The sequence below is a fragment of the Actinomyces israelii genome, assembly GCF_030253495.1.
Classification (GTDB): domain Bacteria; phylum Actinomycetota; class Actinomycetes; order Actinomycetales; family Actinomycetaceae; genus Actinomyces; species Actinomyces israelii.
The window spans coordinates 2,511,236-2,536,041 of the sequence record NZ_CP124548.1 but is presented as its reverse complement, the minus strand read 5'-3'; the positions used below and the strand labels follow the sequence as shown (position 1 = coordinate 2,536,041).

Here is a 24,806-nt window from a genome sequence, read left to right as displayed (position 1 = left end):
CGTGACTGACGCCATCGCCCTTGGTATCCCCACCGTCCGCGAGGAGAGACCCGTCCTGGCGCCTCGCAGGCCCACCCGCAAGATCAGGGTGGGGGATCTCCACGTCGGGGGGGACGCCCCCATCACGGTCCAGTCGATGACCACGACCAAGACCCACGACATCGGCGCGACCCTCCAGCAGATCGCCGAGCTGACGGCCTCCGGCTGCGACATCGTGCGCGTGGCCTGTCCCACCGACAAGGACGCCGACGCGCTGCCCGTCATCGCCAAGCAGTCCCGCATCCCCGTGATCGCGGACATCCACTTCAAGCCCAAGTACGTCTTCGCCGCCATCGAGGCCGGCTGCGGCGCCGTGCGCGTCAACCCGGGCAACATCCGCAAGTTCGACGACCAGGTCGCCGAGATCTGCAGGGCCGCCTCCGACCACGGCGTCTCCCTGCGCATCGGCGTCAACGCGGGCTCCCTGGACCGGCGCCTGCTCAAGAAGTACGGCAGGGCCACGCCGGAGGCCCTCGTGGAGTCCGCGACCTGGGAGGCGAGCCTGTTCGAGGAGTGCGGCTTCCACGACTTCAAGATCTCCGTCAAGCACCACGACGTGGTCACCATGGTCCAGGCCTACCAGCTGCTCTCGGAGAAGGGCGACTGGCCCCTGCACCTGGGGGTGACCGAGGCCGGCCCCGCCTTCCAGGGCACCATCAAGTCCTGCGCGGCCTTCGGCACCCTGCTCGCCCAGGGCATCGGCGACACCATACGCGTCTCCCTGTCCGCCCCGCCGGTGGAGGAGGTCAAGGTCGGCACCAAGCTGCTGGAGTTCATGGGGCTGCGCGAGCGCAGGCTCGAGATCGTCTCGTGCCCCTCGTGCGGGCGCGCCCAGGTGGATGTGTGGACGCTCGCCGAGGAGGTCGAGAGCGGGCTCAAGCAGATCACCGCCCCCCTGCGGGTGGCCGTCATGGGCTGCGTGGTCAACGGCCCCGGCGAGGCCCGCGAGGCCGATCTCGGCTGCGCATCCGGCAACGGCAAGGGGCAGATCTTCGTGCGCGGCAAGGTCGTCGAGACCGTCCCGGAGAGCCGGGTCGTCGAGACCCTCCTCGAGCACGCCCAGACAATGGCCGACCAGATGCGCGCCGAGCTCGGTGAGGCCGCCCTGGCGGGGACGTCTCCCAGCGTCGTCACCAGTGCCTGATGCCGCTACCGGGGCCCGCCGGCCCGCTGCGATGCCACCGTGAGCTTCTTCGGCCACCGCCTGAGCGCCATCGGCCCGCACCAGCGTGACGGGCTGCTGCGTCTGTGCGCCCTCGACCCCGTCGGAGCCGTGGCCCTGGCCCACCAGCTGTGCCGGTGGGACCGGTGGGGCAACGGCGACGTCGTGGTCCTGGGGCGCCCGGGCCGGCCTGCGGCCGGGGCGTGGGCGACCGGCTCGCTCATGCCCTTCGGCCTGGCGGCGCGCCCCGGACTCGGGCACGACGGCGTCGGGTCGGCCGGGGCCCGCGCCGTGGCCGACCATGCGCGGCTGCGCCTGGTCCGCCACGGCTCGCTGACGGGACCGGCCCAGGACGTCGAGGCGGTCTGGGGGCCGCTGGCGGCCGACGGCCTGCACGCCCGCGAGGAGCGGTGGATACAGCCGCTGCTCGTGGCGCCGACGCCCGCCGGCGGCCTGGCCGAGGCGGTCCTCGGGCGCCGTCCCGCCCTGCGGTGGGCGGTCGAGGGCCTGCACGCCGCGAGCTCGACCGAGACGGACCTGGTGCTGCCCGCGTCGGTGGCCATGTTCTCCGGCGAGCTCGGCTACGACCCGACGGCGGCGGGCGGATCCTACGCGCGGCACGTGGCCTGGCTGGTGGCCACCGGACGCAGCTACGTGCTCCTCGACGACGGCGAGGGGCGGCCTGCACGTCCGGGAGGACCGGCGCTGGTGGCCTTCAAGACCGACGTCGGCGCGGTGTGGGACGCCCCCACGGGCACGGTTGTCCAACTGACCGGGGTGTGGACCCGCGATGACCTGCGCGGCCGGGGCATCGCCACAGCGGCGCTGGCTGCCGCCGTCGATGCCGTGCGTCGGGACCACATGCGCGCCGAGGGCGCCGTGAGCCTGTACGTCAACGACTTCAACGCCGCCGCCCTGCGCCTGTACGGTCGGCTGGGCTTCGAGCGGACCGGGACCTTCGCGACCATCCTGCTCTAGCACTGCCGATCGCGGCGCAAGGGGCGGGGGCGGTCCGGGCGCCGCCCCGAGCTCACTGCCCGGCGGCCTCGAGCACGGCCCGCAGCGCACGGGTGTACTCCTCGAAGGCCGCGCGCCCCCTGGAGGTGAGTGCGAGGTAGGTGGCAGGGGTGCGCCCCGCGAAGGCCTTGGACTGGGACACGTACCCGGCCTGCTCCAGCCTGCTCAGGTGGGTGGACAGGTTCCCGGCCGTCATGCCGAGCAGCTCGCGCAGTCGGGGGAAGACCATCTCATCGCCCCGGGGCAGGCCCGCCAGGGTCGCCATAATGCGGAGCCTGGCCTGGGCGTGGATGACCGGGTCGAGCGGGGCGTCGGTGCTCATCGCGCCGCCCTCCCCACGGCCCGGGTGCGGAGCGCGTCAACGGCCGCCGCGACGAGCGCGCCGCCGCCGCCCGCCAGGGACATGATCGCCCACAGGCCGGTCCCGCCGACGAGGGTGGCCGCGGTGGTGACCGCGAGGAGCCAGCCGCCGACCCACGCCATGACGGGCTCGTCCCAGATGGCGGCGCAGGCCACGAAGAGGGTGCCGATAATGAGGCAGGGCACGGCGTTGCCCAGGATCATGCCCGTCTCCGCCGCCTCCGGCGTCCCCAGGGAGGCGAGGAAGGCCCCGGTCCGGCCCATGACGACCAGGCCGAGGACGAATCCCCCCGCCCAGGCGATGGCGTAGCGGACGCCGGCCCGGTTGGAGGCGCCGCGCACCCCGCGCGCACGGCGGACGATATAGGTGCAGGTGTAGGCGCCGGCTGCGGCGAGGCAGCCGAAGTAGACCACCCACACGGGCGTCGGCATGGTGTAGTCGGGGCGGATGCTGAGCCACCCGGCGCCGTAGCCGATGAGCCAGGCCAGGCCGGCGGCCAGCAGAGGGGAGGAGCGGATGAGGACGCGCCGCCGGAGGGCGGCCTGCTGCTCGCTGATCGTCTCGAGGGCGGCGCGCGGATCGAGGGGGGTGCCGGCGCTCATATAAGGTCCTCCATAACCAAAGTAGTTTGTGTAACAAACTTGCGGGCTCATTCTATGCCGGCCGGCCCCGTCCGCAAACCCGGAGCGGTCCTCTTCGCCGTATCGGGCCCTGCTGCGGGCGACTGCGTGGCAGCATGGGGACGTGGAAGCGCTCGTCATCCGGCACAGGCCGTGGAGGCTCTGCCAGACGGCCGCCGCCATGATCCTGGTCAGTGCTCTCGGCGCCCTCGGCGGCGTGTACCTCTGGCTCTTCTACGACCGCTCGAACCCGGTCTCAGCGGTGATCACCCTGGCTCTCGGTGCGCTGTGCGCGGCTCTGCTCCTTCTCGCGGTGGCCGTCATTGCCGGGATCGTCCGCCTGAGCCGAGGCCCCGCCCTGGTGATCGATGACGACGGCATTGTCGTCCGTACGACTCTCAGCTCCGTGGGCTTCATCCCCTGGGAGCAGACGCTCGCTTTTCTCCCGATGCGGACGAGGGTCAAGAACTCCGTACACGACTATGTCTTCATCCTTTTCGCCGACTTCATGTGGCCGTGGGACCGGTGCCCGACCCCTCGACCGGGCAGCACGCCCTGACGGAGATGGAGAGGGGCGGCGTGCCCGAGGCGCTGGACGGCCTGCACGTGGAGTACCTCCGGAGATCCAGGGAGGCGGGGCTACTGCCCCCTCCCGGCGACCAGGCCCCCGCGGGCGCGGACCCGGACGGGGAGTGCTGAGGCGCTCGACGACGTCGCGGCGCGCCGCCACGCCTTCGGGCGTCGGCGGGGCCATGGCGAACAGCATATAGTGCGTGCAAGGGGACTCGCATAGCATCACCGACCGTGCGTGATGTACCCGAAGCCGGCTCCGAGGGCACGGAGCGTCAGAATGTTGAGGTCTGGAATGACCTCGTCTCGCCCAAGGACCTTGTGATCTGCTTACTGGTGGCGGTGGCATGCGCCGTCGCAGCGGTCATGATTTCCTCGAGAGTCGGCGGGCAAACACTTTTCTGGGGGCTGGGGGCGTCCGTCGTCGGATTCATTGTGAACTGCTTCCTGGTGGCTCCCAAGCGCGAGGTCGATATCGTCGATGAGGCCGGCAGGAAGGACTGCGCCGCCTCCGGTGAGGGCGGTGCCGAGTGACTCCCGAGCTTATTCTCATGATGCTGACGGCGGTGCTCGGCGCCGTCGTCCTGTACACCTTCATCGGCTTCATCCCGGGCACCGACGAGACGAGCGTGCTCGCTCCCGTCACCCTGGCCCTGGTGCTGGCCGGCGCCCCGCCGCAGGTGGTGCTCGCCTTCTTCGTCTCGGCGGTCGTCACGCTCAACCTCATGAACGGCATACCCACGGCGCTGGTCGGGCTGCCCGGCGGGGTGATGTCGGCCCCGCTGATGGATCACTCCGTGCTCCTGCGCGGCAAGGGCCTGGCCTCGGACACGATCCGCAAGATGGCGGTCGGCTCGACCATCGGCACCGCGATCTCCATCCCCCTGAGCTTCGCCCTGGCGGGGCTGCTCGCACGCTTCGCCGAGCCGATCAAGGCCCATACCCCCGTGATCCTGGCGGCCTGCGCGGTGCTCCTGGCGCTGCTCGGGAAGAACCGGGTCCTCGCACTGGTGTCGATCATCCCGCTGGCTCTCATGTTCGAGGCCCTGCCCGCGCTCTACCGCATGACCCACATCATTACCGATGACAAGAAGGTGAGCATCTCCTTCTTCCTGGGGATCACGGTGGGCCCCATGCTCGTCACTCTCCTGGAGCTGCTCAACCCCGGGCGCCGTGCGGCTCTGCCTCACGGAGGACGCACGAGGACTGCGCTCCTGCGCTCCGGGTTCGAGTCCCACAGGCTGATGCCGGGCCGCCTGATCACCCGGTCCGAGGGATGGTGGAGCGCCGCCATGGCGGCGCTCTCCACGCCCCTGTTCATGCTCAGCCCTGTGGGCCTGACATTCCTGCTGGGGGAGGCCACGGCGTCGCGCCAGAAGGAGGACCGGGTGCGCCGCTCCCAGCGCGCCGTCACCGTCATGAGCGCGCTGACGCACTCGACCTACCTGGCCGGCGTCATCATCCCGCTGGTCGCGCTGGGCTTCCCCGTCTCGGGCGTGTCCGCCGGGCCCGCGATGCCGCTGTTCGAGGCGCCACCCGTTTACGACCTGGATAACCACAACAACCTGCACTACCAGCTGCAGGTGCCCGGCTTCATCGCGGCCGTCGCCCTGGGCGCGCTGGTCTCCGTTGCGATCACCTACATCATCGCCGTGCGCTGGTCCTCGCAGATCACCTACTTCGTCGTGCGGCGCATCCCGCACGAGGCGGTGCTGGCGCTGTTCGTGGCATTCGTCCTGCTGCTGGCCTACATCGACGCCGGCGTCCCGAATATCTTCGGCGTGCTGCTCATCGGCGTGGTGTGCGGGGCGCTCAACCGCCTCGGGGTCAACTACGGCGTGCAGTTCATGACGCTGTACGCCGCACCCGGCATCGTCAAGGCGCTGGCGACGCTGGCCGCCCCGGCCTGAGCCGCAGCCGGATCGGTCCGTGCGCCATCCTCTTGCTACGCTCCTTTTCCCCTTACTACGCTCCTCGTGCTCGTACGGTAAGAGGCAGACCGGCGTAGTAGGCGATATGCAGCTGGTTGTCCGCCTACCGCTCCGAGCGGCGGGAGAGAGCCTCCAGCTCCACGCCGAGCAGGCGCGCCTTCTCCGCCGTGTCTCCTGTGACCAGCACGTCGGTGCGGCGCAGCTGCTCGACGTCGGGTGCGCCCAGCAGGGTCATGAGGGTGCGCACGTGGTCGGTCCACGTCCTCAGCTCGCGCCGCAGCCCGCTCGTGCCGTGGTCGACCAGGGTGCGCAGGAAGTGTCCCGAGATGCCGACGGCGCGGGCCCCCAGGGCGAGCGCTCGCACGACGTCGAGCGGGTGGCGCACGCCCCCGGAGGCCAGTACCGGCAGCCCGATGGGCTCTCGGCCGTCCAGACGGCCGCTCAGTGACTCCAGGAGGCACAGCACCGCCGACTGCCCCCAGCCGGTCAGGTAGGAGTACTCCCGGCCAGCACGCCGCTCGTTCTCGATCGTGATGAAGTCGGTGCCCCCGGCGCCGGCCACGTCGACGGCGGCGACGCCGGTGCGCACGAGGGTCGCGATCGTGCGCCGTGAGAGCCCGAAGCCGACCTCCTTGACGATCACCGGTACGGGCACGGCAGCGGTGATGGAGGCGATGCGCTCGTCCCAGTCCCGGAAGTCCCGGTCGCCCTCGGGCATGACCAGCTCCTGGGCGGCATTCACGTGCACCTGCAGGGCGTTGGCTCCGATCATCTCCACGGCCCGCAGCGCCAGGTCCGGGGACACCGTGGGGCCCACGTTCGCCAGTACGAAGGCGTCCGGCGCCTCGCGGCGGATGACCTTAAAGCCGTCGGCGCGCTCGGCCTCCCGAAGGGCGATGTGCTGGGAGCCGCAGGCGATCGCGACGCTCGCGTCGGCGGCAGCGCGCGCCAGGTCCGTGTTGATCGCCGCAGTGGCGCTCGTGCCCCCGGTCATCGCGTTGATGTAAAAGGGGACCGGCCAGCGTGCGCCGCACACGCTCGTGCTGATGTCGGTCGAGTCGGCGGACGTTCCAGGCAGGCCGTGGTGCATGAAAGAGACGTCGTCGAAGGCGTTGGGCCGGTCCGTGCCATGAAGGCGCACGGCCAGGTCCAGGTGCTCGTCCTTGCGCGAGGCGCGAGCTTGCTCCTCGGCGGGCCCTGCGGCGCTCATGCCCGTGCTGCTCATGAGTCGTCTCCGCTGTGGGAGTGGACGCGCAAGTCCAGAGGCTGGATACCCGCCGACTCCCAGGCCGCGTGCATGGCGGCCACATCGGTCCCGGGCGGGCACAGCGCGATGCCGCAGTCCCCGCCGCCGGCACCCGAACTCTTGGCCACTGCTCCGTGCTCCTGGGCGATCTCCACCAGGCGGCGCAGCTGCGAGGTCTCGATGGTGATCCCGCTGGTGCGGCTCAGACCCGACAGGAGACGGCGCCCCTCCTGGATTCGGAGCCCGGTCTCCTGGGCGTCGTCCTCTCGGAGCGCCAGGGTCAGGGCGCTCAGGCAGGCCTCGCTCTCCCGGAGGAACGCGGTGTAGGCGGCGTCCTGCGCCCCGCGCGTGTGGGCCTGGACGTCGGCCACCAGCCGCGGGGTGGAGGCGGGGCTGCCGGTCCATCCCACGCTCAGGCGCAGGCCTGGGGCGGGCAGGCGCCGGATGCTGAGCAGCGGCCAGTCCATCCGCACCAGCTCGCTCAGCCCCGCTGACCCCCCTGGGCTACTGCCCGTACCCGGGGCCCCGCTCACCTGGTGCAGCCACGCGCGGTCGGGGGAGGTGTAGGCGACCCATCCGGTGAAGGAGCTGGCCGCGATATCGCCCCCGGAGCCGATGGGCTGGACGGCATCCGTGGCCAGCAGCGCCAGCTTGTAGACGGCCATGTCATCCAGGACGAGGCCGTAGAACCTGGCCACGGCGCGCACCGTGGCGACGGTGACCGCCGAGGAGGAGCCCAGGCCGAGCTTGCGCCCGCTGCCGTCGTCGAGCTCGCTGGAGACGTACAGGTCGAAGTAGCGCAGCGGGCCCCCGGCCTCGCGCACCATCTGCTCCACCATGCGGATCGCGGAGACCACGTAGTCGTCGAACTGCTTGTCGACCATCACCACCCCGTCCTCGGGGCGCCGGTACCAGGTCAGGGACTGCGTCTCGTACAGGGTGGAGCTGATATGGCCGGTGGGGTCGGCGGAGCCGCCATCCTCTGCCTCCGTGATCCGCACCGTGATGAAGCGGTCGACGGCCACCAGCACCGCCTGGTGCCCGGGCTCGACGACGGCGTACTCTCCGGCGATATACAGCTTCCCGGGGGCGCTCTGCGAGATCACCGGGAGGCCTCCTCGAATCGCACACCGGCGCCGGGGCGCCTGACCGACACCGCTGCGCCGGGGACGCTCTCGCGCAGCGCGGTCGCGACCTGCTCGGCGCTGCTGCCCCGGGTCAGGACCTTCACGTTCGGGCCGGCATCAATGGTGGCCCAGGCGGGCAGGCCGTCCTGGCGCATGGCGCGGATCGTGTGCAGCACCTCGACCGTCCGCGGCAGCCAGTACATGATCGCGGGGCGCGCGGCCATCATCGAGGCGTGCATGCCCAGGGCGTTGGCCTCGGCCACCTCGCCCAGGCGCGCAAGGTCCCCTGAGCGAACCGCCTCCAGGGCGGCGCGCAGGTCCTCGCGGCTCGCCTCCACCCAGGCGGGGTAGAGCGGCGAGGCGGCCATGGTCCGGCGCATGGCCTGCGTGCTGGAGATCGTCTTGCGCGCCCCGGAGAGCACGACGACGACCATGGCCGGGTCCAGGCCGCTCCCAGCGGTCTCCTCGTCGGCGCCCTCGATGGCGCCCTTGATGGGCTCGGCGTAGGAGGCGGCGTCGTCACCCCCGGCGTTCCACAGCACCAGCCCGCCGAACACGGAGCGCGCCGCCGAGCCGGAGCCGCGTCGGGCGAGCCGGGACAGGGCGCGGCCGTCCAGGTCCATCCCAGCTGCCCGCGAGGCCGCCGCGGCCAGCGCCGCGAAGCCGGCCGCGGAGCTGGCCAGGCCGGCCGCCAACGGCACCGTGCTGGTGGAGTCCACGCTCGCCCGCTGCGCGATGCCGGAGCGCTCGCGCACGAGGTCGAGGAAGCGGGTCACCCGGGCCAGCGCCGTCCCGTTGGGGGCGGAGCCGTTGATCCTCACCGCGTCAGCGTCGCCCGAGCCTCCGTCGAAGGAGACCGTGGTGGTGGTCCAGGTGTCATCGAGGGTCAGGGACAGGCTCGAGGTGGTGGGGATCATCAGCGACTCGTCCGCCTTGCCCCAGTACTTGATGAGCGCGATGTTCGTGTTCGCGCTCGCCGTCGCGGTGGATGCTGCGGGCCTCGATGGCATTGCCGGGGATTGCGGGGACGTCACTGACTCACCTCACTGGTGCGCATCTGGTAGATCCATGCGGCCGGCGCTCCCGCACTCTCCAAGGCGCCGCGGATGCGGCCTGCCGCCTCCTCGCCGTCGGCGAGCGCGATCACGCACCCGCCGAGCCCGCCGCCGGTGAGCTTGGCGCCGAGGGCCCCGGCGTCGCGGGCGGCTGCCGTGAGCCGGTCCAGGACCGGCAGGCTCAGCTCCAGCTGCGCCAGCACCTCATGGGCACGGTTCATCGCCGATCCCAGGGCCTGCGCGTCGCCGCCGTCCAGCGCCGCGATGCCGACCTGCGCGAGCCTGCCGAGAGCGGCGATGAGCGGGCCGACGCCGTCGGGATCCTCCTCGTAGCGCTCGCGCAGGCCTCCGACGGCCTCGCGGGTGCTGCCGTGGACGCCGGAGTCGGCGATGACGAGGCGGGCGTCCTGGATGCGCTGGGTGAGCGGCTGCATCTGGCCGCCCTGGAAGCGGATGGGGCAGGGGGAGCTGGTGGCCGCGGCATCCAGCCCGGAGGGCCTGCCATGGGCGACCTGCTCGGCCATCTGAGTCAGGGCGAACAGCTCATCCGTGGAGGCCGCACGCCCGCAGGCGTCCAGGACGGCGCGGATGACGGCGCCCGCAGCAGCGGCCGACGACCCCATCCCGCGCTCATGGGGGAAGTCGCTTCTGGTGGTCACCTCAAAGGGCTGCTCCAGGCAGCCCGAGAGCTCGCGGGCCGCCTCGAAGGCGCGCACGACGCAGGCGAAGCCCGGCCCGCTGGCGTCCATGGGACCGGAGTAGTCCAGGCCGCGCAGCATCGAGGGCCCAGTCACCGGTGCGGCGGTTGCCCGCATCTGAAGGTCGTGCAGCGGCATGGCCACGGCGGGGTGCCCGTAGACGACGGAGTGCTCACCCAGGAGGATGGCCTTCGCCCAGGTGCGGCCGTGGCCCTCGTGGGTGGGGGAGTGCCTGTCCATACGCTTCCTTGGTTGCGGCCCAGTGGGCTGTGATGATCCGGGTCAGGTTAAATGGCTCGCTTCCGGCTCTGCAATCAGGCGTCGGTCACCTGTCGCCCGGTGCTGCGGCAGGGATGTACCAGCAGGGCGCGATGAGTCCGATACGAGCCCGACGACGGACGGGACCCGGTTCAGGAGGGGCGTCAGCCGGTCTGCCGCAGCTACTGCGAGCTGCGCCCGGTTCCTGACCTGGAACTTCTCCGGCAGTGCCGAGACATGGGTCTTGACCGTGGCCGCCCCGATCCCCAGGCGGTCCGCGATCTCGCTGTTGACCAGGCCCTGCGCCGCCAGGATCGCCACCTCGCGCTCACGCACGGTCGTGGTCCGGGTGCCTGGCGTGATGGCGCCTTCATGGCGGTGGCCGCTATTCACTGCCCAGCAGCAACGGGGTCTGAGATGCGCAGGCACGAGGCGGAAAGATTTCTGTGGGCAAGCCTCGACGAGGCTGCGCCGGCGATGGGTTGTTCCATCATCCGGAATGACTGCTCGCCTATGCTCTCATCCGGGTAGCGTTGCGACTAGGGGCTGTAGTGGGCTTTCCGCAACGGCGGCGGCTCTCTTCCCCGGTCCGTTTCTGTGGATTGTGGCAATACAGTACCGCCAGGGCGCTCCTGATGACCGACATGGAGATACGGTACGGGGATCGACGAGGAGCCTGTTCCTGATGGAGGGCATGATGGGGGTCCAGTGAGCTATCCCGGGGGCTATCGCTCGGATCGGTATTATCCGAGCGACGAGAAGAACTACCTCGGGAACTGGGCGCTGGGCCTGGGGGTGGTCAGCCTCCTGTGCTGCGGGATGATCTTCGGGATTATCGCCATCGTCCTGGGGCTTCAGGCCCAGGCGGCTGCTGACCAGGGGCTTGCCAAGAATCGGGGCATGGGTACGGCAGGAATTATCTGCGGGGTGATCGGTTTCGTCGGCGCGCTCATCGTGGTGCTGGCGCAGGTGCAGATGTAAGGGTGTTATTCATGATGGGTTGTTCGTGTCGTTAGTAAGAGCATCGGCCGTCTCGCGAGAGAATTGGATTATCACACTCGATTCTCAGGCTGAGGCAGCCCAGGCAGTGGCCCAGGGCGGCCTGTTGCTGAATAAGCCTCATGGGTTGCTCGCTTCTCGCGTTTCCGCGGGCCGGCACTGGTTGACGCCGGGCCGTTGCCGAGCCCGCGCGGCCCGAATCGGGGGCTCGTCCTGAAGCAGAGGTTCCGTGCCTCAGGCGGGTGGCGGGAGTCCCGCATCGGGCGCACGACCCCTGCGCCCGACCGAAGCTCCTGCATCTGGCCGAAATCCCTGCCCCTCCGGCCTTCGCCGTGAGGCGCCCTGGGTGCGGTCGGCGGCAGGCCATGAATGACCAGCCCTCCCCATCCCTACTTCCCGGGATGTCCCGACCCGATCAGATCGACGACGTCGGGGAACCGGGCTGCCAGGGCCCGGTCGAAGGTGACCAGGCGTCCGCCGTGATGGCGGGCCAGGGAGGCGAGATAGGAATCGGTGACCTGCCGGTGCCCGCGCACCGTGCTCAGGTCGGAGTCCGCATAGGGAAGGTCATCGGGCCAGAACCGCCATCGGGCGATCTCGTGCACCCGGCGCAGCGTGCGCTGCACCTGAGCGGCGGAGTGCCCGATCCGCACCGCGTACCGGGTGAGAGCACCCTCCACCGCCGGATCCGAGGCGATCAGGTCCGCGTCCTCCAGCCCGTCCATCCAGGACTCCGCCGCACTGTGGTGCTGGTGGTCGGGGACGAGCAGAGCGATGAGGACATTGGCGTCGACGAGATGGATGCTCATTCGCTCTCCGCGAGGAAGTCATTGATCTCCTCGGCGGTGACGGGCCGTCCCGCACGCAGCTGGGGAAGACCGGTGACGGGGCTCGTGCCGATCTCCTCCTCGGCCCCGGACTGCTCGAGTCCTAGGGCGGTCAGCTCGCTGATCATGGCCGACAGCGATACTCCGTGCGCTGCGGCGGCCCGGGAGATCCGGTGGTGGAGCGCCGGAGGAAGATCAACCGTGGTGCGCATGATGCTAGACTAGCGCATCAACATATGATGCACCAGTTTCGCATCGCGTCCGCGCCGGACCATGGCCCGGTGACGGCTGGGGCCACGCGGTGCGGCCCGACCACGGGCCCGGCCGCCGCGCACGCGGCTGTCAGGCGCATGCGCAGCACGTACCATGTGCCCGTGCTGCACCGACTCTCCACCTCCTTCATCCGGACGCTGCGCGAGGACCCGGCCGACGCCGAGGTCGCCGGCCACAGGCTCCTCGTGCGCGCCTGCTACATACGCCGCGCCGCCCCCGGCATCTACACCTGGCTGCCGCTGGGCCTGCGCACCCTGCGCAAGATCGAGGGGATCGTGCGCGAGGAGATGGACGCCATCGGCGCCCAGGAGGTCCACTTCCCCGCGCTGCTGTCCGCCGACCCCTACAAGGCGAGCGGGCGCTGGCAGCAGTACGGCCCCACCCTGTTCACCCTGACCGACCGCAGGGACAACGACTACCTCCTGGCGCCCACCCACGAGGAGATGTTCACCCTCCTGGTCAAGGACATGTACTCCTCCTACAAGGACCTGCCCGCGGTCATCTACCAGATCCAGACCAAGTACCGCGACGAGGCCCGCCCGCGCGCCGGCCTCATCCGCGGCCGCGAGTTCGTCATGAAGGACTCCTACTCCTTCGACATGGACGACGCCGGGCTGGAGGCCTCCTACCGCCTGCACCGCGACGCCTACGAGCGGATCTTCGCCCGCCTGGGCCTGGACTACGTCCCGGTCAACGCCATGGCCGGCGCCATGGGCGGATCCCACTCCGAGGAGTTCCTCCACCCCTCGCCGATCGGCGAGGACACCTTCGTGCGCTCCGCCGGCGGCTACGCCGCCAACGCCGAGGCCGTCGTCACCCTCGCCCCCGAGCCCGTGGACGCGAGCGCCGAGCCGCCCGCCCGCGTGGTCGACACCCCCGACACCCCCACCATCGAGACCCTCGTGGCGCTGTGCAACGAGCGCTACCCCCGCCCCGACGGCCGGGCGTGGACCGCCGCCGACACGCTCAAGAACGTCGTGGTCGCCCTGACCCATCCGGACGGCTCCAAGGAGCTGCTCGTCGTGGGCCTGCCCGGGGACCGCGAGGTCGACATGAGGCGGCTCGAGGCCGCCGTCGCCCCCGCCGAGGTCGACATGGCCGCCGAGGAGGACTTCGCCGGCCACCCCGAGCTCGTGCGCGGCTACATCGGCCCCACCGCCATCGGCCCCAACTCGCCCCTTCGGCGCATCGAGACCGATGAGGACGGCGTCGAGCGCCTCACCGGTTCTGTGCGCTACCTGCTCGACCCCCGCGTCGTGGACGGCACCAGCTGGGTCACCGGCGCCAACGAGCCCAGGAAGCACGTCCTCCACCTGGTCAAGGGCCGCGACTTCAGCGCCGACGGCACCATCGAGGCCGCCGAGATCCGCGCCGGCGACCCGGCCCCTGACGGCTCGGGCCCCCTGGAGCTGGCCCGAGGCATTGAGATCGGCCACATCTTCGCCCTGGGCCGGAAGTACTCCGAGGCGCTGGGGCTGAGCGTCCTGGATGAGAACGGCAAGGCGCGCGTGGTCACCATGGGCTCCTACGGCATCGGGGTCAGCCGGGTCATGGCCGCCCTGGCCGAGGCCAACCACGACGAGCGGGGGCTCGCCTGGCCCATACGGGTCGCCCCCTACCACGTCCAGGTCCTGGCCACCGGCAAGGACGACGCCATCTTCGACACCGCCGCCGCCCTGGGGGAGGAGCTCGACACCGCAGGCATCGAGGTCCTCTACGACGACCGCCGCAGGGTCTCCGCGGGCGTGAAGTTCGCCGACTCCGAGCTGCTGGGCGTGCCCTACACCGTCGTCGTCGGGCGCGACCTGGCCAGGCAGGGCACGGTCGAGGTCCGCGACCGCCGCAGCGGCGAGAGGCGCAGCGTGCCCGCCGCCGAGGCCGCCGGCGAGATCGTCGCCGTCGTGCGCGAGGCCCTCGCCCGCCCCTGAGCCGGAGCCGTGCGGCGGCCCCGCCCCGGTCCCGCCGCCCTGGCATACTGCGGCTGTGCGACTGCTTCTCGCGGCGACGGCCGTCGCCGCCGTCCTCCTGGCGGTGGACCGGCTCTGCCTGTGGATGGAGGGCCGCGGCTGGATCTACTGGCGCCGTCGCAGGCCCGACCCCCGCGGCGCCGTCCTGGGCGCCGTCGAGGACGTCTTCAACCCCGCCCACGTGCACACGGTCGCCCAGCGCCAGAGCGAGGAGCTCCTCATCGACGTCGCTCCCGATGCCGGGCCGGCCGAGCCGGGGGCCGAGCGGTGCCGCCGCCATGACCGCTGAGCGTCCGCTCACCCCCTGGCGCCTGGTCGTCCCGCTGCGCGGCTACCAGGCCGACCTCCTGGCTCGCGTGACCCCCGACGACGGCGCCGCCCTCCACCTGGTCGCCCCGCCCGGCGCCGGCAAGACCGTGCTCGGCCTGGCCTTGGCAGTCCGCAACGGGCGCCGCGCCCTGGTCCTGGCGCCCACCACCGTCATCCGCGCCCAGTGGGCCGAGCAGGCCGCCCGGTTCCTGCGCACCCCCGGCGGCGGCGCGCCCGCCGTCGCCGACCGCGCCCCCGAGGCGGGGGAGGAGCCCGCGGACCTGACCGTCCTGACCTACCAGGCCCTGTCGGTGGTCGACGCCGCCGGCCCCTGGGAGGCGGCCGCCCGGGAGCGGTGGCTGGACGACCTCATGCGCGACGGGCGCACCCCGGCCCGGGCCGGCGCCTGGCTCGACGCCCTCGCCGCGGGCAACCCCGCCGCCTACGCGCGCGGCCTGCGCTCGCGCGCCGCCGCCGTCCGCGCCCGCGTTGACGAGCTCGACGACGACGCCGTCGCCGCGCTGCTGGCCTCCGGGGCGCGCGAGCGCCTGGACGCGCTCGTCGCCGCAGGCGTGGCCACGATCGTCCTGGACGAGTGCCACCACCTGCGCGCCCACTGGGCCGTCGTCGTCCACTACCTGCGTCGCCGTCTCGCAGCCGCGGGCGCCGCGCCCACCCTCATCGGCCTGACCGCCACCGAGCCCAGCAGCGAGGACCGCTCCTGGCGGCGCTACCACGCCCTGCTGGGCGAGGTCGACGCCGAGGTGCCCGTGCCCGCCGTCGTACGATCCGGGCACCTGGCCCCCTACCGGCCCCTGGCCTGGTTCACCCTGCCCACGCCCGAGGAGACCTCCTTCCTGACCACCGCCGGTGCCGAACTGCGCCACCGCACCGCCCAGTACCTCCTCGCGCCCGATGGTATCGACTACCTCCTCGGAGTCGTCGCCCCGGGCCTGGGCGCCGACGCCCTCGCGCCCGACGACCCGGCCGAAGGCGCCGGACGCCCCGGGAGGCCGCTCGCCCCCGACGACCCGCTCTTGATGCGCGCCCTGGCCGCCGGCTTCGAGACCGACCCAGATCTCGCCGCGTCGGCCGGGGCCCTCCTGCGCCGCACGCGCGACTACACCCCCACCCCCCTCAGCGTGCTCCTCGCCCCGCTCCTGCCCGAGCTCGACACCCTCGACGCCGCAGAGGAGCTGCGGCTGCTGGCCCGCTACGCCCTGGACCGCCTCCTGCCCGACCCCGCCCGCCGCGACGAGTGGGACGACATGCGCCAGACCCTGCGCGGCTTCGGGCTGCACCTGACCGACTCCGGGATCCGCACCGGCCGTTCGCCCCTCGACGTCATCACCGCCGCCTCCCGGGCCAAGGACGTCGCCGTCATCAACATCCTGCGCCACGAGCTGGACGCGCTGGGGGAGCGGCTGCGCGCCGTGGTCGTCACCGACGCCGCCGAGCACTCCGCGCCCCACCGGGCCCTCGACGTCCTGGTGGGCGCCGGCGGTTCCGATGGTGCAGACGGCCCCGGCGCGGCGGGCGGAGCCGTGCGCTGCTTCAGCGCGATCCTGACCGATACGGCTCTGCGCGGCCTGCACCCCGTCCTGCTCACCGCCTCCCACCTGCGCCTGGCCCACGGCGACGAGGAGCTCCTGGAACGCCTGCGCGCCCGCACCGGCCTGGAGCTGCCCGACCACGACGACGGCTGGTCCCTGACCGTGGACGGCAGCGCAGCGCGCAGCGCCGACCTCGTGCTCGCGGTGGGCGGGCTCGTCGCCTCCGGCGCCGTGCGCCTCGTCGTCGGTACCCGCGGCCTGCTGGGGGAGGGGTGGGACTGCCCCGCCGTCAACACCCTGGTGGACCTGACCACCGTCACCACCGCCGCGGCCGTCCAGCAGCTGCGCGGACGCACCATCCGCCTGGATACGGCCTGGCCCGGCAAGGTCGCCCACAACTGGTCCGTCGCCTGCCTGATGCCGGCCGGCTCCCGGCTGCGCTCCACCACCGACCTCGACCGCCTGCGCCGCAAGGCCGACCGCATCTGGGCGGTCGCCCTGCCGGAGCCCGAGCCCCAGCAGGCGGCCGGGGAGCCCGAGCGGGCGGCGCCGGTGATCGAGACCGGCCTGGCCGGCGTCCTGAGCCCGTCCCAGCGCCGCGCCCTGGACCGCCTCGCCGCTGGCGCCGCGCCCGACGAGGTCGCCGCCCTCAACACCGCGACCCTGGCCGGGCTCGGCGACCGGCAGGCGGAGCGGCGCCGCTGGGCACTCGGCGCGCCGAGCAGTCCGACACCCGGGACGCCGAGCAGGACGGGGCGCGCCCTGGAGGTCGTCCACATCCGTGCCCGCGCCGGCCTGCTGCGCCGCGGCACCCCCACGGTCTTCTGGACCGGCGCCGCGAGGGCGGTCCTGACCGCTCTGGGCGCGCGCGACGGGGCGCCCGCGGGGGCGGGCGACCTGCTCGTCCTGACCGGGAACGAGCGGATGGGCGCCGGCAGCGGCCCCGCTGCGAGCACCGCGGACGACGTGGTCCTCGGCCTGGACGGCGTCGACGGCGCGGCGAGCGCCCGCTTCGCCGACGCCCTGGCCGAGCTGCTGGCCCCGCCGCGGCGCCGGCCCCGATTCGTGCTGGAGGCCGCGCCCCTGACGCTCGCCCGGTCCGGACGGCCCGACCGCCTGGGGCCCGTGCGGCGGGCGCTCGGGCGCCTGGCCGCCCGTGGCGCCTGGGGCGCGGGGCGCAGCCTGCACCTTCCCGTGCCCACGGCGCTGGCGGCCTCGCGGGCCGCCATGAGGTTCTTCGCGGAGGCCTGGAGACGTCACGTCGGCCCCTGCCGGGTGCGCCTGGTGCGCGACGGCGGCGATGCCGAGGCGCTCCTGGCCGGCCGCGGCGCAGGCGCGCACCGACGCGTCACCGTGCGACGCGCCCGCCGCTGGATCGAGACCCCCGGCGGCCCGGCCGAACCGCCCGGCCCAGCAGGTCCGGCGGGCCCGCCCGGCCGGGGCGGCCGGGCCGGTCAGGACGAGGCGTAGCCGGGCAGGGACTCTTCGACCGTCGTGCCCCACGCCTGCGCCCGGCGGGCCGCGTTGGCGGCCGCGTTGATGGCCCCGGCGGTCGCCTCGCCGCCCTCGGCCTCCACGCCGGCGACCTCCGCCTCCATGACGGTCCTCCAGGCCTGGCGCGCCCAGGTCACGTCGAGCGAGGCGTCGTCGGCCGCCTGCGTCGGGGGCGCGTAGGCGGACAGGCGCGTGTCCTGCCCCCCCAGCATCAGCGAGGCCGAGACGACGCCGCCGGCGTAGGCCGCGTCCGCGGTCGCGTGGGTGCGCTGGTCGTCGGCCGAGCGCGCCGCCACCTCCTGGAGCGCGTAGCGCGCGCCGTCGTAGGCCTGCAGCACCGGTCCCGGCACGGGCGCGCTCGCCGAGGCGGAGCGCCCGGGGGTCTCGACCGCCCCGGAGTCGAGCGAGATCGCCCCCAGCAGCCACGCGACGGCCAAAGAGGCGTACAGGTGCGCGGCGGCGGTCTCGGAGGCCTGGGAGGCGGCTGTCGACGCCTGGGTGGCGCCCTCGGTCAGCATGGTCACCAGCTCTCCCGCGGTGGCGGTGGACGGCGCCGTGGGAACCGGCGAGGCCGTCGGGTAGCCGGAGGGGGCGGCGCTCACCCACGGCTGCCACACGCCGCCGAGGGCGTCGAGCTGGGTGCGCGCTGCGTCGGCCAGACGCTGGGCGGTGTCGGCGCCGGACGCGCCGGAGCCGGCGACCACGTCGGCAGTCGAGGCGATCAAGGAGGCCCGTCGCGCCAGCGCGTCGCGAGTCGCCTCGGCCGGCGACGGCGTGGGCAGCGAGTCGGGCGCGCCGGAGCCCAAGCGGATCTCGCAGCCGGCGGCCAGCGCCAGCGCCGCCGCCGCGGCGCCCGCTCCGCCGCGCAGCACCCACCGCCGGGACAGGGGCCGGCCGGCATCCATGCGGGCCGGCCCGGGGCCTGGGAAGGGCAAGGTCGATCGCATCACGCAGTGATCCTTCCATGGACAGGTAGCATGAGGCTCATTAACCATAGTTCACCGAGAGTCCCGCAGAGGCCCGATCGGCCTCGTGGGAGAAGCACGACCGGGAGGATCCGCCCATGGCCGACGCGCTCGCACGCAGCCTCACCGAGCTGCTCACCCCCGTCGTCGAGGACGCCGGGGCGTTCCTGGAGGGCGTCGAGACGACCCGGGCCGGCAGGTACTCCACCGTACGAGTCCTGGTCGATCTTCCCGACGGCCCCGGGGACCTGGACCTCGACGCGCTGACCACGGTCTCCCGGGCCGTGTCGGCCGCCGTCGATGAGGCGGACCCGGTCAGGGGCCAGTACACCCTGGAGGTCTCGACTCCCGGTGCAGAACGCGAGCTGAGCACCCCGCGCCACTTCCGCCGCGCGGTGGGGCGCGACGTCGAGCTGATGGTTAAGGACGACGGCGTGGACGCCGTCCTCACCGGAACCGTCACCGCGGCTGATGAGGACTCCGTCACCCTTCAGGCCGACGGGCGCGAGCGCGTCCTGGCGCTCGACGACGTTCGGCAGGCGCGTATGGTCGTCATCTTCTGACCCACGAACCATCGGCCCGGTCCCGACCGCGGCCACGGGCGCTCCGCCCGACACACCGCACGAGAGAGGACCCGAGGAACCATGGACATCAACATGCCGGAGCTGCGAGGCGCCGCCGACGAGCTCGGCATCGACCTGGACTCCCTTCTGCCCGCCATCGAGGACGCCATCCTGGGCGCCTACGCCAAGGTCCCCGGCGCGATCCGCGGCGCCCATGTCGAGATCGACAGGCGCACCGGCCACATGACCGTCCTGGCTCCCGAGGTCGACGAGGAGGACCAGCCCACCGGCGAGTACTTCGACGACACCCCCGACGACTTCGGGCGCATCGCCCAGGCCACGGCCCGCTCCGTCATCGTCCAGCGCATCCAGGACCGGCGCGACTTCGAGGTGCTGGGCACCTTCAAGGACAAGTCCGGCGAGCTCATCTCCGGGGTGGTCGAGCAGGGGCGCGACCCCCGTGTCGTCTACGTGCGGCTGGACGAGGAGCACGAGGGCATCATGCCCCCCCACGAGCAGGTGCCCGGGGAGAGGTACCGGCACGGCGACCGCATCCGCGCCTACGTCACCGAGGTCTCCCGCGGCTCCAAGGGCGCCCAGATCATTCTCTCGCGCACCCACCCCGGCCTGGTGCGCAAGCTCTTCGAGCGCGAGGTCCCCGAGCTCGCCTCCGGTGACGTCGAGATCGTCTCGGTCGCCCGGGAGGCGGGGCACCGCTCCAAGATGGCGGTGCGCTCGCGGGCGCGCGGCGTGGGCGCCAAGGGCGCCTGCATCGGGCCGATGGGCCAGCGGGTGCGCGCCGTCATGGCCGAGCTGGGCGGGGAGAAGATCGACATCGTGGACTACTCCGAGGACCCGGCGCGCTTCGTCGCCAACGCCCTGTCCCCGGCGCGGGTGGCCTCGGTGACGGTGCTCGACGCCGAGGAGCGCACGGCGCGCGCCGTCGTCCCCGACTTCCAGCTCTCCCTGGCCATCGGCAAGGAGGGGCAGAACGCCCGCCTGGCGGCCCGCCTGACCGGGTGGAAGATCGACATCCACGCCGACGCAGAGTCGGGCGAGGTCACTCCCGGTCACGGCTCGCGCGCGGACGACGTGACTGGTCCCTCAGCGCCGGACGCCCAGGACTGAGGCCGCGGGGCGGCCGACGACGGTACACTCTGGACGGGTCTGTCCGCGGGCCGCCCGTCTCTCTGCGAGCCGGTGCGCTCCGACGGCGGCACCCGAGCAGAAGACGCGGAAGGACACGGCGAGCCGGTGCCAAGTACGATACACGTGCCCGAGCGCAGTTGTATCGGCTGCAGGGGGAAGGCCCCCCGGGCGCAGCTCTTGCGCCTGGTCGGGGGCGCTGGCGGTCGGCTGCTGGTCGACGCCCGGGCGGTCATGCCCGGACGCGGCGCGTGGATCCACCCCGACTCCGCGTGCCTCGTTCTCGCAGAGCGCAAGCGCGCCTTCGGGCGTGCTCTGCGGGCCAGTGGGTCACCCGATGTGGCCCCCGTGCGCGACTGGATCGCCTCCCACGAGGCGGACCGGGCCGTGCACGACGCACCGGTTCCTCGCGGAACCGGCCGGACCGATAGCAAAGGCGGGTAGGAAGCCGATGGGCACCCGATGAGTACCCAGCGATGAGCTGCCTCTAGAAGCGCCCACCCTGATCCGGGGTGGGCAACCGGACAGGAGAAAAGTGGCTAAACCACGCGTTCACGAGCTCGCGAAAGAGCTCGACCCCTCTGGCAAGAAGATCACCTCGAAGATGATTCTGGCCTGGCTCAAGGATCAAGGAGAGTTCGTCAAGGCGGCCTCCTCGGCGGTGGAGCCCCCCGTCGCTCGCAGGGTCCGCGAGCACTTCGCCTCCCATGGCGCTTCGGCCCGGGGAGGCTCGCCCAAGCCCGTGCCGACGGCGCCCAAGCACCGCCCGGGCAGGCCCCAGGCTCCCAAGCCCGGTGGCGCACGGCCGGATGCACCGCGCCGCGGCGCATCCGGCGGCGCTGTTCCGACCCCGCCGAAGCCGGAGGGCCGGACGCCCCGCCCGGCCGCGCCGACCCCGAAGCCTCCCAAGCCGGCGCCCCGTCCCGGCGCTGGCGGCGCGCCGACCCCGAAACCCCCCAAGCCCAAGCCCAAGTCGGCCGAGCGCAGGGGCTCCGCCCCCACTCCCGGCCCGCGCCGCGGCTCGGCGCCGACTCCCGGCCCGCGTCCCGGTGCGCCGCGTCCGGGTAACAACCCCTACGCCACGTCTCAGGGCATGCCCCGTCCCGGCGGCCGCGGCCGTGGCGGGCAGGGCGGCGGCCGCTCCGGCGGCCCGCGTCCGGGTAACAACCCCTACGCCACGTCCCAGGGCATGCCCCGTCCCGGCGGGTCGGGCGGTCCGCGCCCCCAGGGCGGTCGGCCCAGCCCGGGGCCGCGTCCGGGCGGCGGGCGCTCCCAGGGCGGCGGTCCCCGTCCTCAGGGTCCTCAGGGCGCTCCGCGTCCGGGCGGGCCGCGGCCCAACCCGGGCATGATGCCGGGGCACTCCTCTGTCGGACGTCCGGGCGCCCCCGCGCGCGGCGGGCAGAGCACCCGCGGCGGCCGCCCCGGCGGGGGCGGGCGCGGCGGTGCCGGTGGCGGCGGTCCGCGCGGCGGCGGCTTCGGCGGCCCGCGCGGTGGGCGCGGTGGGCGCGGCTCCACGCAGGGCGCCTTCGGGCGCGGTGGCGGCGCTCCTCGCGGGCGCAAGTCCAGGCGCGCCAAGCGCCAGGAGTTCGAGCAGCAGAGCGCGCCGTCGATCGGCGGCGTGATCGTCCCGCGCGGCGACGGAACGACCCCGATCCGCGTGCGCCAGGGCGCGACACTGACGGATCTGGCGGAGAAGATCGACGCCAACCCCGCGGCCCTGGTCACCGTGCTCTTCCACCTGGGCGAGATGGCCACGGCCACCCAGTCCCTCGACGAGGACACCTTCGCCCTGCTGGGCGCCGAGCTGGGCTACAACGTCCAGATCGTCTCGCCCGAGGACGAGGACCGCGAGCTGCTGGAGTCCTTCGACATCGACCTGGAGGCAGAGGAGGCCGGGGAGGACGACGCCGACCTGCTGCCGCGCCCACCGGTGGTCACCGTCATGGGCCACGTGGACCACGGCAAGACCAAGCTGCTGGACGCCATCCGCTCCACCGACGTGGTCGCGGCCGAGGCCGGCGGCATCACCCAGTCCATCGGCGCCTACCAGGTGCGCGTGCACCTGAACGACGAGATGCGCCCGATCACCTTCATCGACACCCCCGGTCACGAGGCCTTCACGGCCATGCGCGCCCGCGGCGCCGAGGTGACCGACATCGCGATCCTCGTGGTGGCCGCCGACGACGGCGTCATGCCGCAGACCATCGAGGCGCTCAACCACGCCCAGGCCGCGAACGTGCCGATCGTGGTGGCCATCAACAAGATCGACAAGGAGGGCGCCAACCCGGAGAAGGTCCGCGGCCAGCTCACCGAGTACGGTCTGGTGCCCGAGGAGTACGGCGGCGACACCATGTTCGTCGAGATCTCCGCCAAGCAGCGCCTCCACATCGACGAGCTCCTCGAGGCGGTCCTGCTGACCGCGGACGCCGCTCTGGACCTGCGCGCCAACCCGGACACGGACGCCCGCGGCGTCACCATCGAGGCCAAGCTCGACAGGGGCCGCGGCGCCGTCACCACCGTCCTGGTCCAGCGCGGCACGCTGCACGTCGGCGACCCGATCGTCGCCGGGAGCGCCTACGGGCGCGTGCGAGCCATGTTCGACGAGCACGGCGGGAACCTGGACGAGGCGGGCCCGGCGCGCCCGGCCCTCGTCCTGGGCCTGACCAGCGTGCCCAGCGCCGGGGACTCCTTCATCGTGGCCCCCGACGACCGCACCGCCCGCCAGATCGCCGACAAGCGCGAGGCCGCCGAGCGGGCCGCGCTGCTGGCCAAGCGCCGCAAGCGCGTGTCCCTGGAGAACCTCACCGACGTCCTCAAGGAGGGCAAGGTCGACACCCTCAACCTCATCCTCAAGGGCGACAGCTCGGGTGCGGTCGAGGCGCTGGAGGACTCCCTGCTCAAGATTGACGTCGGCGACGAGGTCGCGCTGCGCGTCATCCACCGCGGGGTGGGCGCCATCACGCAGAACGACGTCAACCTCGCCACGGTCGACTCCGCCGTCATCATCGGCTTCAACGTGCGGCCCGCCGAGCGGGTGGCCGACCTGGCCGACCACGAGGGCGTCGACATGAAGTTCTACTCGGTCATCTACAACGCGATCGAGGATGTCGAGTCCGCCATGCGGGGCATGCTCAAGCCCATCTACGAGGAGGTCGGGCTCGGCACCGCGGAGATCCGCCAGATCTTCCGCTCCTCGAAGTTCGGCTCCATCGCCGGCTCGATCGTCCGCTCCGGGACGATCCGGCGCGGCGCGAAGGCGCGGCTCGTGCGCGACGGCGTCGTCGTCGCCGGGGAGCTGTCCATCGAGACGCTGCGCCGCGAGAAGGATGACGTCACCGAGGTCCGCGAGGGCTACGAGTGCGGTATCAACCTGGCCTTCAAGGACATCGCCGAGGGCGATGTCATCGAGACCTGGGAGATGCGCGAGAAGCCGCGCGACTGACCAGCGGCCACGGTGAGAGCGGCGCCCTGCTCGAGCGGGGCAGCGCGGGGTCGCCCGCCGTAGGCGGGCGACCCCGCGCGCTTCCAGATGCGGGCGTCGACGTCCTGGTGGCCGGAGTCCTCCTGGGCGCCGCCCATGCCCGGCACCGAAGCCCAGGCGGAGCGCCGTGCCCAGATGATTGATTCCGAGAAGAGACCGGTTCTGCCCTGTTCTCGCGGTCGTACCCTCGCTCCCTGAGGTACGACCGCGCGGAGGATGATACGACCTCACGAACTCGAAGAGTATCTGCCGGGCCCGCGCTCCGCCCCCCGGCGCCCGGAGGGACGGCCCCCTGGGGCGCGTGGGGCGGGCGGCGGCGTCAGGACCCCGCGCCGCTGTGGAGGCCGGGCGCGGCGTGATGTCCCATCGCGCTCACCCCCGCTCAGGGGCGAGCGTCCGCAGAGCGGTCCCCTGGTGCCCTGGTCCAGCGGGCTTCCTCGGCCCGTCGGCGCCCCCGGCGAAGGCGCCCCGGCCGGGCCCTTGGCCGACAAGACCCTGCTCCTCCCGGACTCGACAGGGCATGGCCGCGCGCCCATCACGTCCGCGCCACCACCCGTTACCCCGCCCCGGCAACCGGGTCAGCAGCTGCCGGGGCAAGGGAACCCGCGGCGGAAGGCCACCGGCCTCCGGGCGCCGTCGCCCACCGCTACCCCGGGCGCCGTCGAACGCGCCCTCAATCACCATCGGGCACCACCGCGGCCCCGCCACGCGCAGCGCCCTGCTCGCCGTCCGACACCGGGTGCTGCTCGACGACGATCGGCCGCGGTGCGCTGAGGCAGCCCGCGACGGGGTCGCTATGGCCGAAGGGGCTCAGGGGGCGCCTGGTGCTCAGAACCGATCTCAAGCCGGACTACGACCGATCCCGGCGAAAGGGGGCAGTGGGCCCTCCTCACCAAGAACTGTGACTACTTCAATTTTACCGAAGACAACAGGGGATTTTAGGAGTATGGTGACGACGTGTCGTGATTAACGGCCAAGCTGCTTCTGGTCGTCAGAAGAGCCGGGTCTCGTTCGTCCCGTGGCTGTCGCGCGATGCGAAACACGAGTGGTTAAGCGACATATGTGCTGATGGGGGTGCGCGTCCGGTCGTCGATGGGTCTTCCGGTGTGGTCGCTGCCCCGCACTCGCGACTGTCTCGCGGCGGC

23 protein-coding genes are annotated in these 24,806 nt (G+C 72.7%); 13 read left to right on the top strand and 10 right to left on the bottom strand.

Going from position 1 to position 24,806, the window contains the following annotated elements; translation table 11 throughout:
• The first annotated feature begins 1 nt into the window (after position 1).
• Positions 2-1,183 (top strand): flavodoxin-dependent (E)-4-hydroxy-3-methylbut-2-enyl-diphosphate synthase, encoded by a 1,182-nt coding sequence (gene ispG, locus AIF0345_RS10530; RefSeq protein ID WP_043560834.1) that lies wholly within the window; start codon positions 2-4, stop codon positions 1,181-1,183.
• 39 nt (positions 1,184-1,222) lie between these two features.
• Positions 1,223-2,179, top strand: a complete 957-nt coding sequence (locus AIF0345_RS10525; protein ID WP_285296136.1) for a GNAT family N-acetyltransferase — start codon at positions 1,223-1,225, stop codon at positions 2,177-2,179.
• A gap of 52 nt (positions 2,180-2,231) precedes the next feature.
• Here AIF0345_RS10525 and AIF0345_RS10520 read toward each other — a convergent pair whose 3' ends face one another.
• Both AIF0345_RS10520 and AIF0345_RS10515 read right to left on the bottom strand, forming a co-directional pair.
• Positions 2,232-2,540 carry a transcriptional regulator gene (locus tag AIF0345_RS10520; protein ID WP_285296135.1) on the bottom strand — a complete coding sequence of 103 codons (309 nt, stop codon included), beginning with the start codon at positions 2,538-2,540 and terminating at the stop codon, positions 2,232-2,234.
• A complete protein-coding gene (locus tag AIF0345_RS10515) occupies positions 2,537-3,181 on the bottom strand; it encodes a hypothetical protein (protein WP_285296134.1) in 645 nt (214 codons plus the stop codon). The genes AIF0345_RS10520 and AIF0345_RS10515 overlap by 4 nt, the downstream gene beginning before the upstream one ends.
• A gap of 142 nt (positions 3,182-3,323) precedes the next feature.
• Between AIF0345_RS10515 and AIF0345_RS10510 the strand changes: the two genes are divergently transcribed.
• From AIF0345_RS10510 to AIF0345_RS10500, 3 genes are all read left to right on the top strand, one after another.
• On the top strand, positions 3,324-3,758 hold the full coding sequence (locus AIF0345_RS10510; RefSeq protein WP_285296133.1) for a hypothetical protein: 435 nt from the start codon (positions 3,324-3,326) through the stop codon (positions 3,756-3,758).
• Between the two features lie 245 nt (positions 3,759-4,003).
• Positions 4,004-4,303 (top strand): hypothetical protein, encoded by a 300-nt coding sequence (locus AIF0345_RS10505; RefSeq protein WP_285296132.1) that lies wholly within the window; start codon positions 4,004-4,006, stop codon positions 4,301-4,303.
• Positions 4,300-5,679: a tripartite tricarboxylate transporter permease gene (locus AIF0345_RS10500; RefSeq protein WP_285296131.1), complete on the top strand. Its 1,380-nt coding sequence runs from the start codon at positions 4,300-4,302 to the stop codon at positions 5,677-5,679. Before AIF0345_RS10505 ends, AIF0345_RS10500 begins: the two co-directional genes overlap by 4 nt.
• A 124-nt stretch (positions 5,680-5,803) precedes the next feature.
• On the opposite strand, the gene fni is transcribed toward AIF0345_RS10500, so the two are convergent.
• From fni to AIF0345_RS10475, 5 genes are read right to left on the bottom strand one after another with little or no spacing between them, the layout of a single operon-like run.
• Entirely contained in the window at positions 5,804-6,925 is a 1,122-nt protein-coding gene (gene fni, locus AIF0345_RS10495; RefSeq protein WP_285296130.1) for a type 2 isopentenyl-diphosphate Delta-isomerase, read from the bottom strand.
• Positions 6,922-8,052 (bottom strand): phosphomevalonate kinase, encoded by a 1,131-nt coding sequence (locus AIF0345_RS10490; RefSeq protein WP_285296129.1) that lies wholly within the window; start codon positions 8,050-8,052, stop codon positions 6,922-6,924. The genes fni and AIF0345_RS10490 overlap by 4 nt, the downstream gene beginning before the upstream one ends.
• Entirely contained in the window at positions 8,049-9,083 is a 1,035-nt protein-coding gene (gene mvaD / locus AIF0345_RS10485) for a diphosphomevalonate decarboxylase (protein ID WP_285296128.1), read from the bottom strand. Before mvaD ends, AIF0345_RS10490 begins: the two co-directional genes overlap by 4 nt.
• 20 nt (positions 9,084-9,103) lie before the next feature.
• On the bottom strand, positions 9,104-10,066 hold the full coding sequence (mvk, locus tag AIF0345_RS10480; RefSeq protein ID WP_285296127.1) for a mevalonate kinase: 963 nt from the start codon (positions 10,064-10,066) through the stop codon (positions 9,104-9,106).
• Positions 10,067-10,108: 42 nt separating this feature from the next.
• On the bottom strand, positions 10,109-10,420 hold the full coding sequence (locus AIF0345_RS10475; RefSeq protein WP_285296126.1) for a response regulator transcription factor: 312 nt from the start codon (positions 10,418-10,420) through the stop codon (positions 10,109-10,111).
• Positions 10,421-10,792: 372 nt separating this feature from the next.
• On the opposite strand from AIF0345_RS10475, the gene AIF0345_RS10470 reads away from it, so the two are divergent.
• The gene (locus tag AIF0345_RS10470) at positions 10,793-11,065 is read left to right on the top strand and encodes a DUF4190 domain-containing protein (protein WP_285296125.1); all 273 of its coding nucleotides are present in this window, start codon (positions 10,793-10,795) and stop codon (positions 11,063-11,065) included.
• A gap of 407 nt (positions 11,066-11,472) precedes the next feature.
• Here AIF0345_RS10470 and AIF0345_RS10465 read toward each other — a convergent pair whose 3' ends face one another.
• Positions 11,473-11,892, bottom strand: coding sequence for a TA system VapC family ribonuclease toxin (locus AIF0345_RS10465; protein WP_268918399.1), 420 nt, complete (start codon positions 11,890-11,892; stop codon positions 11,473-11,475).
• A complete protein-coding gene (locus AIF0345_RS10460) occupies positions 11,889-12,122 on the bottom strand; it encodes a toxin-antitoxin system HicB family antitoxin (protein WP_043560793.1) in 234 nt (77 codons plus the stop codon). The genes AIF0345_RS10465 and AIF0345_RS10460 overlap by 4 nt, the downstream gene beginning before the upstream one ends.
• Before the next feature lie 162 nt (positions 12,123-12,284).
• Between AIF0345_RS10460 and AIF0345_RS10455 the strand changes: the two genes are divergently transcribed.
• Genes AIF0345_RS10455 through AIF0345_RS10445 form a run of 3 tightly spaced genes read left to right on the top strand, consistent with a single transcriptional unit; the run spans position 12,285 to position 17,482 of the window.
• Positions 12,285-14,111, top strand: coding sequence for a proline--tRNA ligase (locus AIF0345_RS10455; RefSeq protein ID WP_285296124.1), 1,827 nt, complete (start codon positions 12,285-12,287; stop codon positions 14,109-14,111).
• A gap of 55 nt (positions 14,112-14,166) precedes the next feature.
• Entirely contained in the window at positions 14,167-14,439 is a 273-nt protein-coding gene (locus AIF0345_RS10450; protein ID WP_285296123.1) for a hypothetical protein, read from the top strand.
• Positions 14,429-17,482 (top strand): DEAD/DEAH box helicase family protein, encoded by a 3,054-nt coding sequence (locus tag AIF0345_RS10445; RefSeq protein WP_285296122.1) that lies wholly within the window; start codon positions 14,429-14,431, stop codon positions 17,480-17,482. Before AIF0345_RS10450 ends, AIF0345_RS10445 begins: the two co-directional genes overlap by 11 nt.
• Here AIF0345_RS10445 and AIF0345_RS10440 read toward each other — a convergent pair.
• A complete protein-coding gene (locus AIF0345_RS10440; RefSeq protein ID WP_285297930.1) occupies positions 17,467-18,453 on the bottom strand; it encodes a hypothetical protein in 987 nt (328 codons plus the stop codon). The genes AIF0345_RS10445 and AIF0345_RS10440 overlap by 16 nt on opposite strands.
• A 116-nt stretch (positions 18,454-18,569) precedes the next feature.
• Between AIF0345_RS10440 and AIF0345_RS10435 the strand changes: the two genes are divergently transcribed.
• The 4 genes from AIF0345_RS10435 (at position 18,570) to infB (ending at position 23,622) form a co-directional block, all read left to right on the top strand.
• Positions 18,570-19,034, top strand: coding sequence for a ribosome maturation factor RimP (locus tag AIF0345_RS10435; RefSeq protein WP_043560786.1), 465 nt, complete (start codon positions 18,570-18,572; stop codon positions 19,032-19,034).
• A gap of 81 nt (positions 19,035-19,115) precedes the next feature.
• Entirely contained in the window at positions 19,116-20,162 is a 1,047-nt protein-coding gene (nusA, locus tag AIF0345_RS10430) for a transcription termination factor NusA (protein ID WP_043560778.1), read from the top strand.
• Positions 20,163-20,234: 72 nt separating this feature from the next.
• A complete protein-coding gene (locus tag AIF0345_RS10425; RefSeq protein ID WP_311136086.1) occupies positions 20,235-20,624 on the top strand; it encodes a YlxR family protein in 390 nt (129 codons plus the stop codon).
• A 91-nt stretch (positions 20,625-20,715) separates the two neighbouring features.
• Entirely contained in the window at positions 20,716-23,622 is a 2,907-nt protein-coding gene (infB, locus tag AIF0345_RS10420) for a translation initiation factor IF-2 (protein ID WP_285296120.1), read from the top strand.
• The last annotated feature ends 1,184 nt before the right edge of the window (positions 23,623-24,806 follow it).

Bases quoted from the DNA above. Each gene is read 5' to 3' on its own strand.
- AIF0345_RS10520 (WP_285296135.1), bottom strand. From the start codon at position 2,540: ATGAGCACCGACGCCCCGCTCGACCCGGTCATCCACGCCCAGGCCAGG.
- AIF0345_RS10515 (WP_285296134.1), bottom strand. From the start codon at position 3,181: ATGAGCGCCGGCACCCCCCTCGATCCGCGCGCCGCCCTCGAGACGATC.
- fni (WP_285296130.1), bottom strand. From the start codon at position 6,925: ATGAGCAGCACGGGCATGAGCGCCGCAGGGCCCGCCGAGGAGCAAGCT.
- mvaD (WP_285296128.1), bottom strand. From the start codon at position 9,083: ATGCCATCGAGGCCCGCAGCATCCACCGCGACGGCGAGCGCGAACACG.
- mvk (WP_285296127.1), bottom strand. From the start codon at position 10,066: ATGGACAGGCACTCCCCCACCCACGAGGGCCACGGCCGCACCTGGGCG.
- AIF0345_RS10465 (WP_268918399.1), bottom strand. From the start codon at position 11,892: ATGAGCATCCATCTCGTCGACGCCAATGTCCTCATCGCTCTGCTCGTC.
- AIF0345_RS10460 (WP_043560793.1), bottom strand. From the start codon at position 12,122: ATGCGCACCACGGTTGATCTTCCTCCGGCGCTCCACCACCGGATCTCC.
- AIF0345_RS10445 (WP_285296122.1), top strand. From the start codon at position 14,429: ATGACCGCTGAGCGTCCGCTCACCCCCTGGCGCCTGGTCGTCCCGCTG.
- AIF0345_RS10440 (WP_285297930.1), bottom strand. From the start codon at position 18,453: ATGCGATCGACCTTGCCCTTCCCAGGCCCCGGGCCGGCCCGCATGGAT.
- AIF0345_RS10435 (WP_043560786.1), top strand. From the start codon at position 18,570: ATGGCCGACGCGCTCGCACGCAGCCTCACCGAGCTGCTCACCCCCGTC.
- nusA (WP_043560778.1), top strand. From the start codon at position 19,116: ATGGACATCAACATGCCGGAGCTGCGAGGCGCCGCCGACGAGCTCGGC.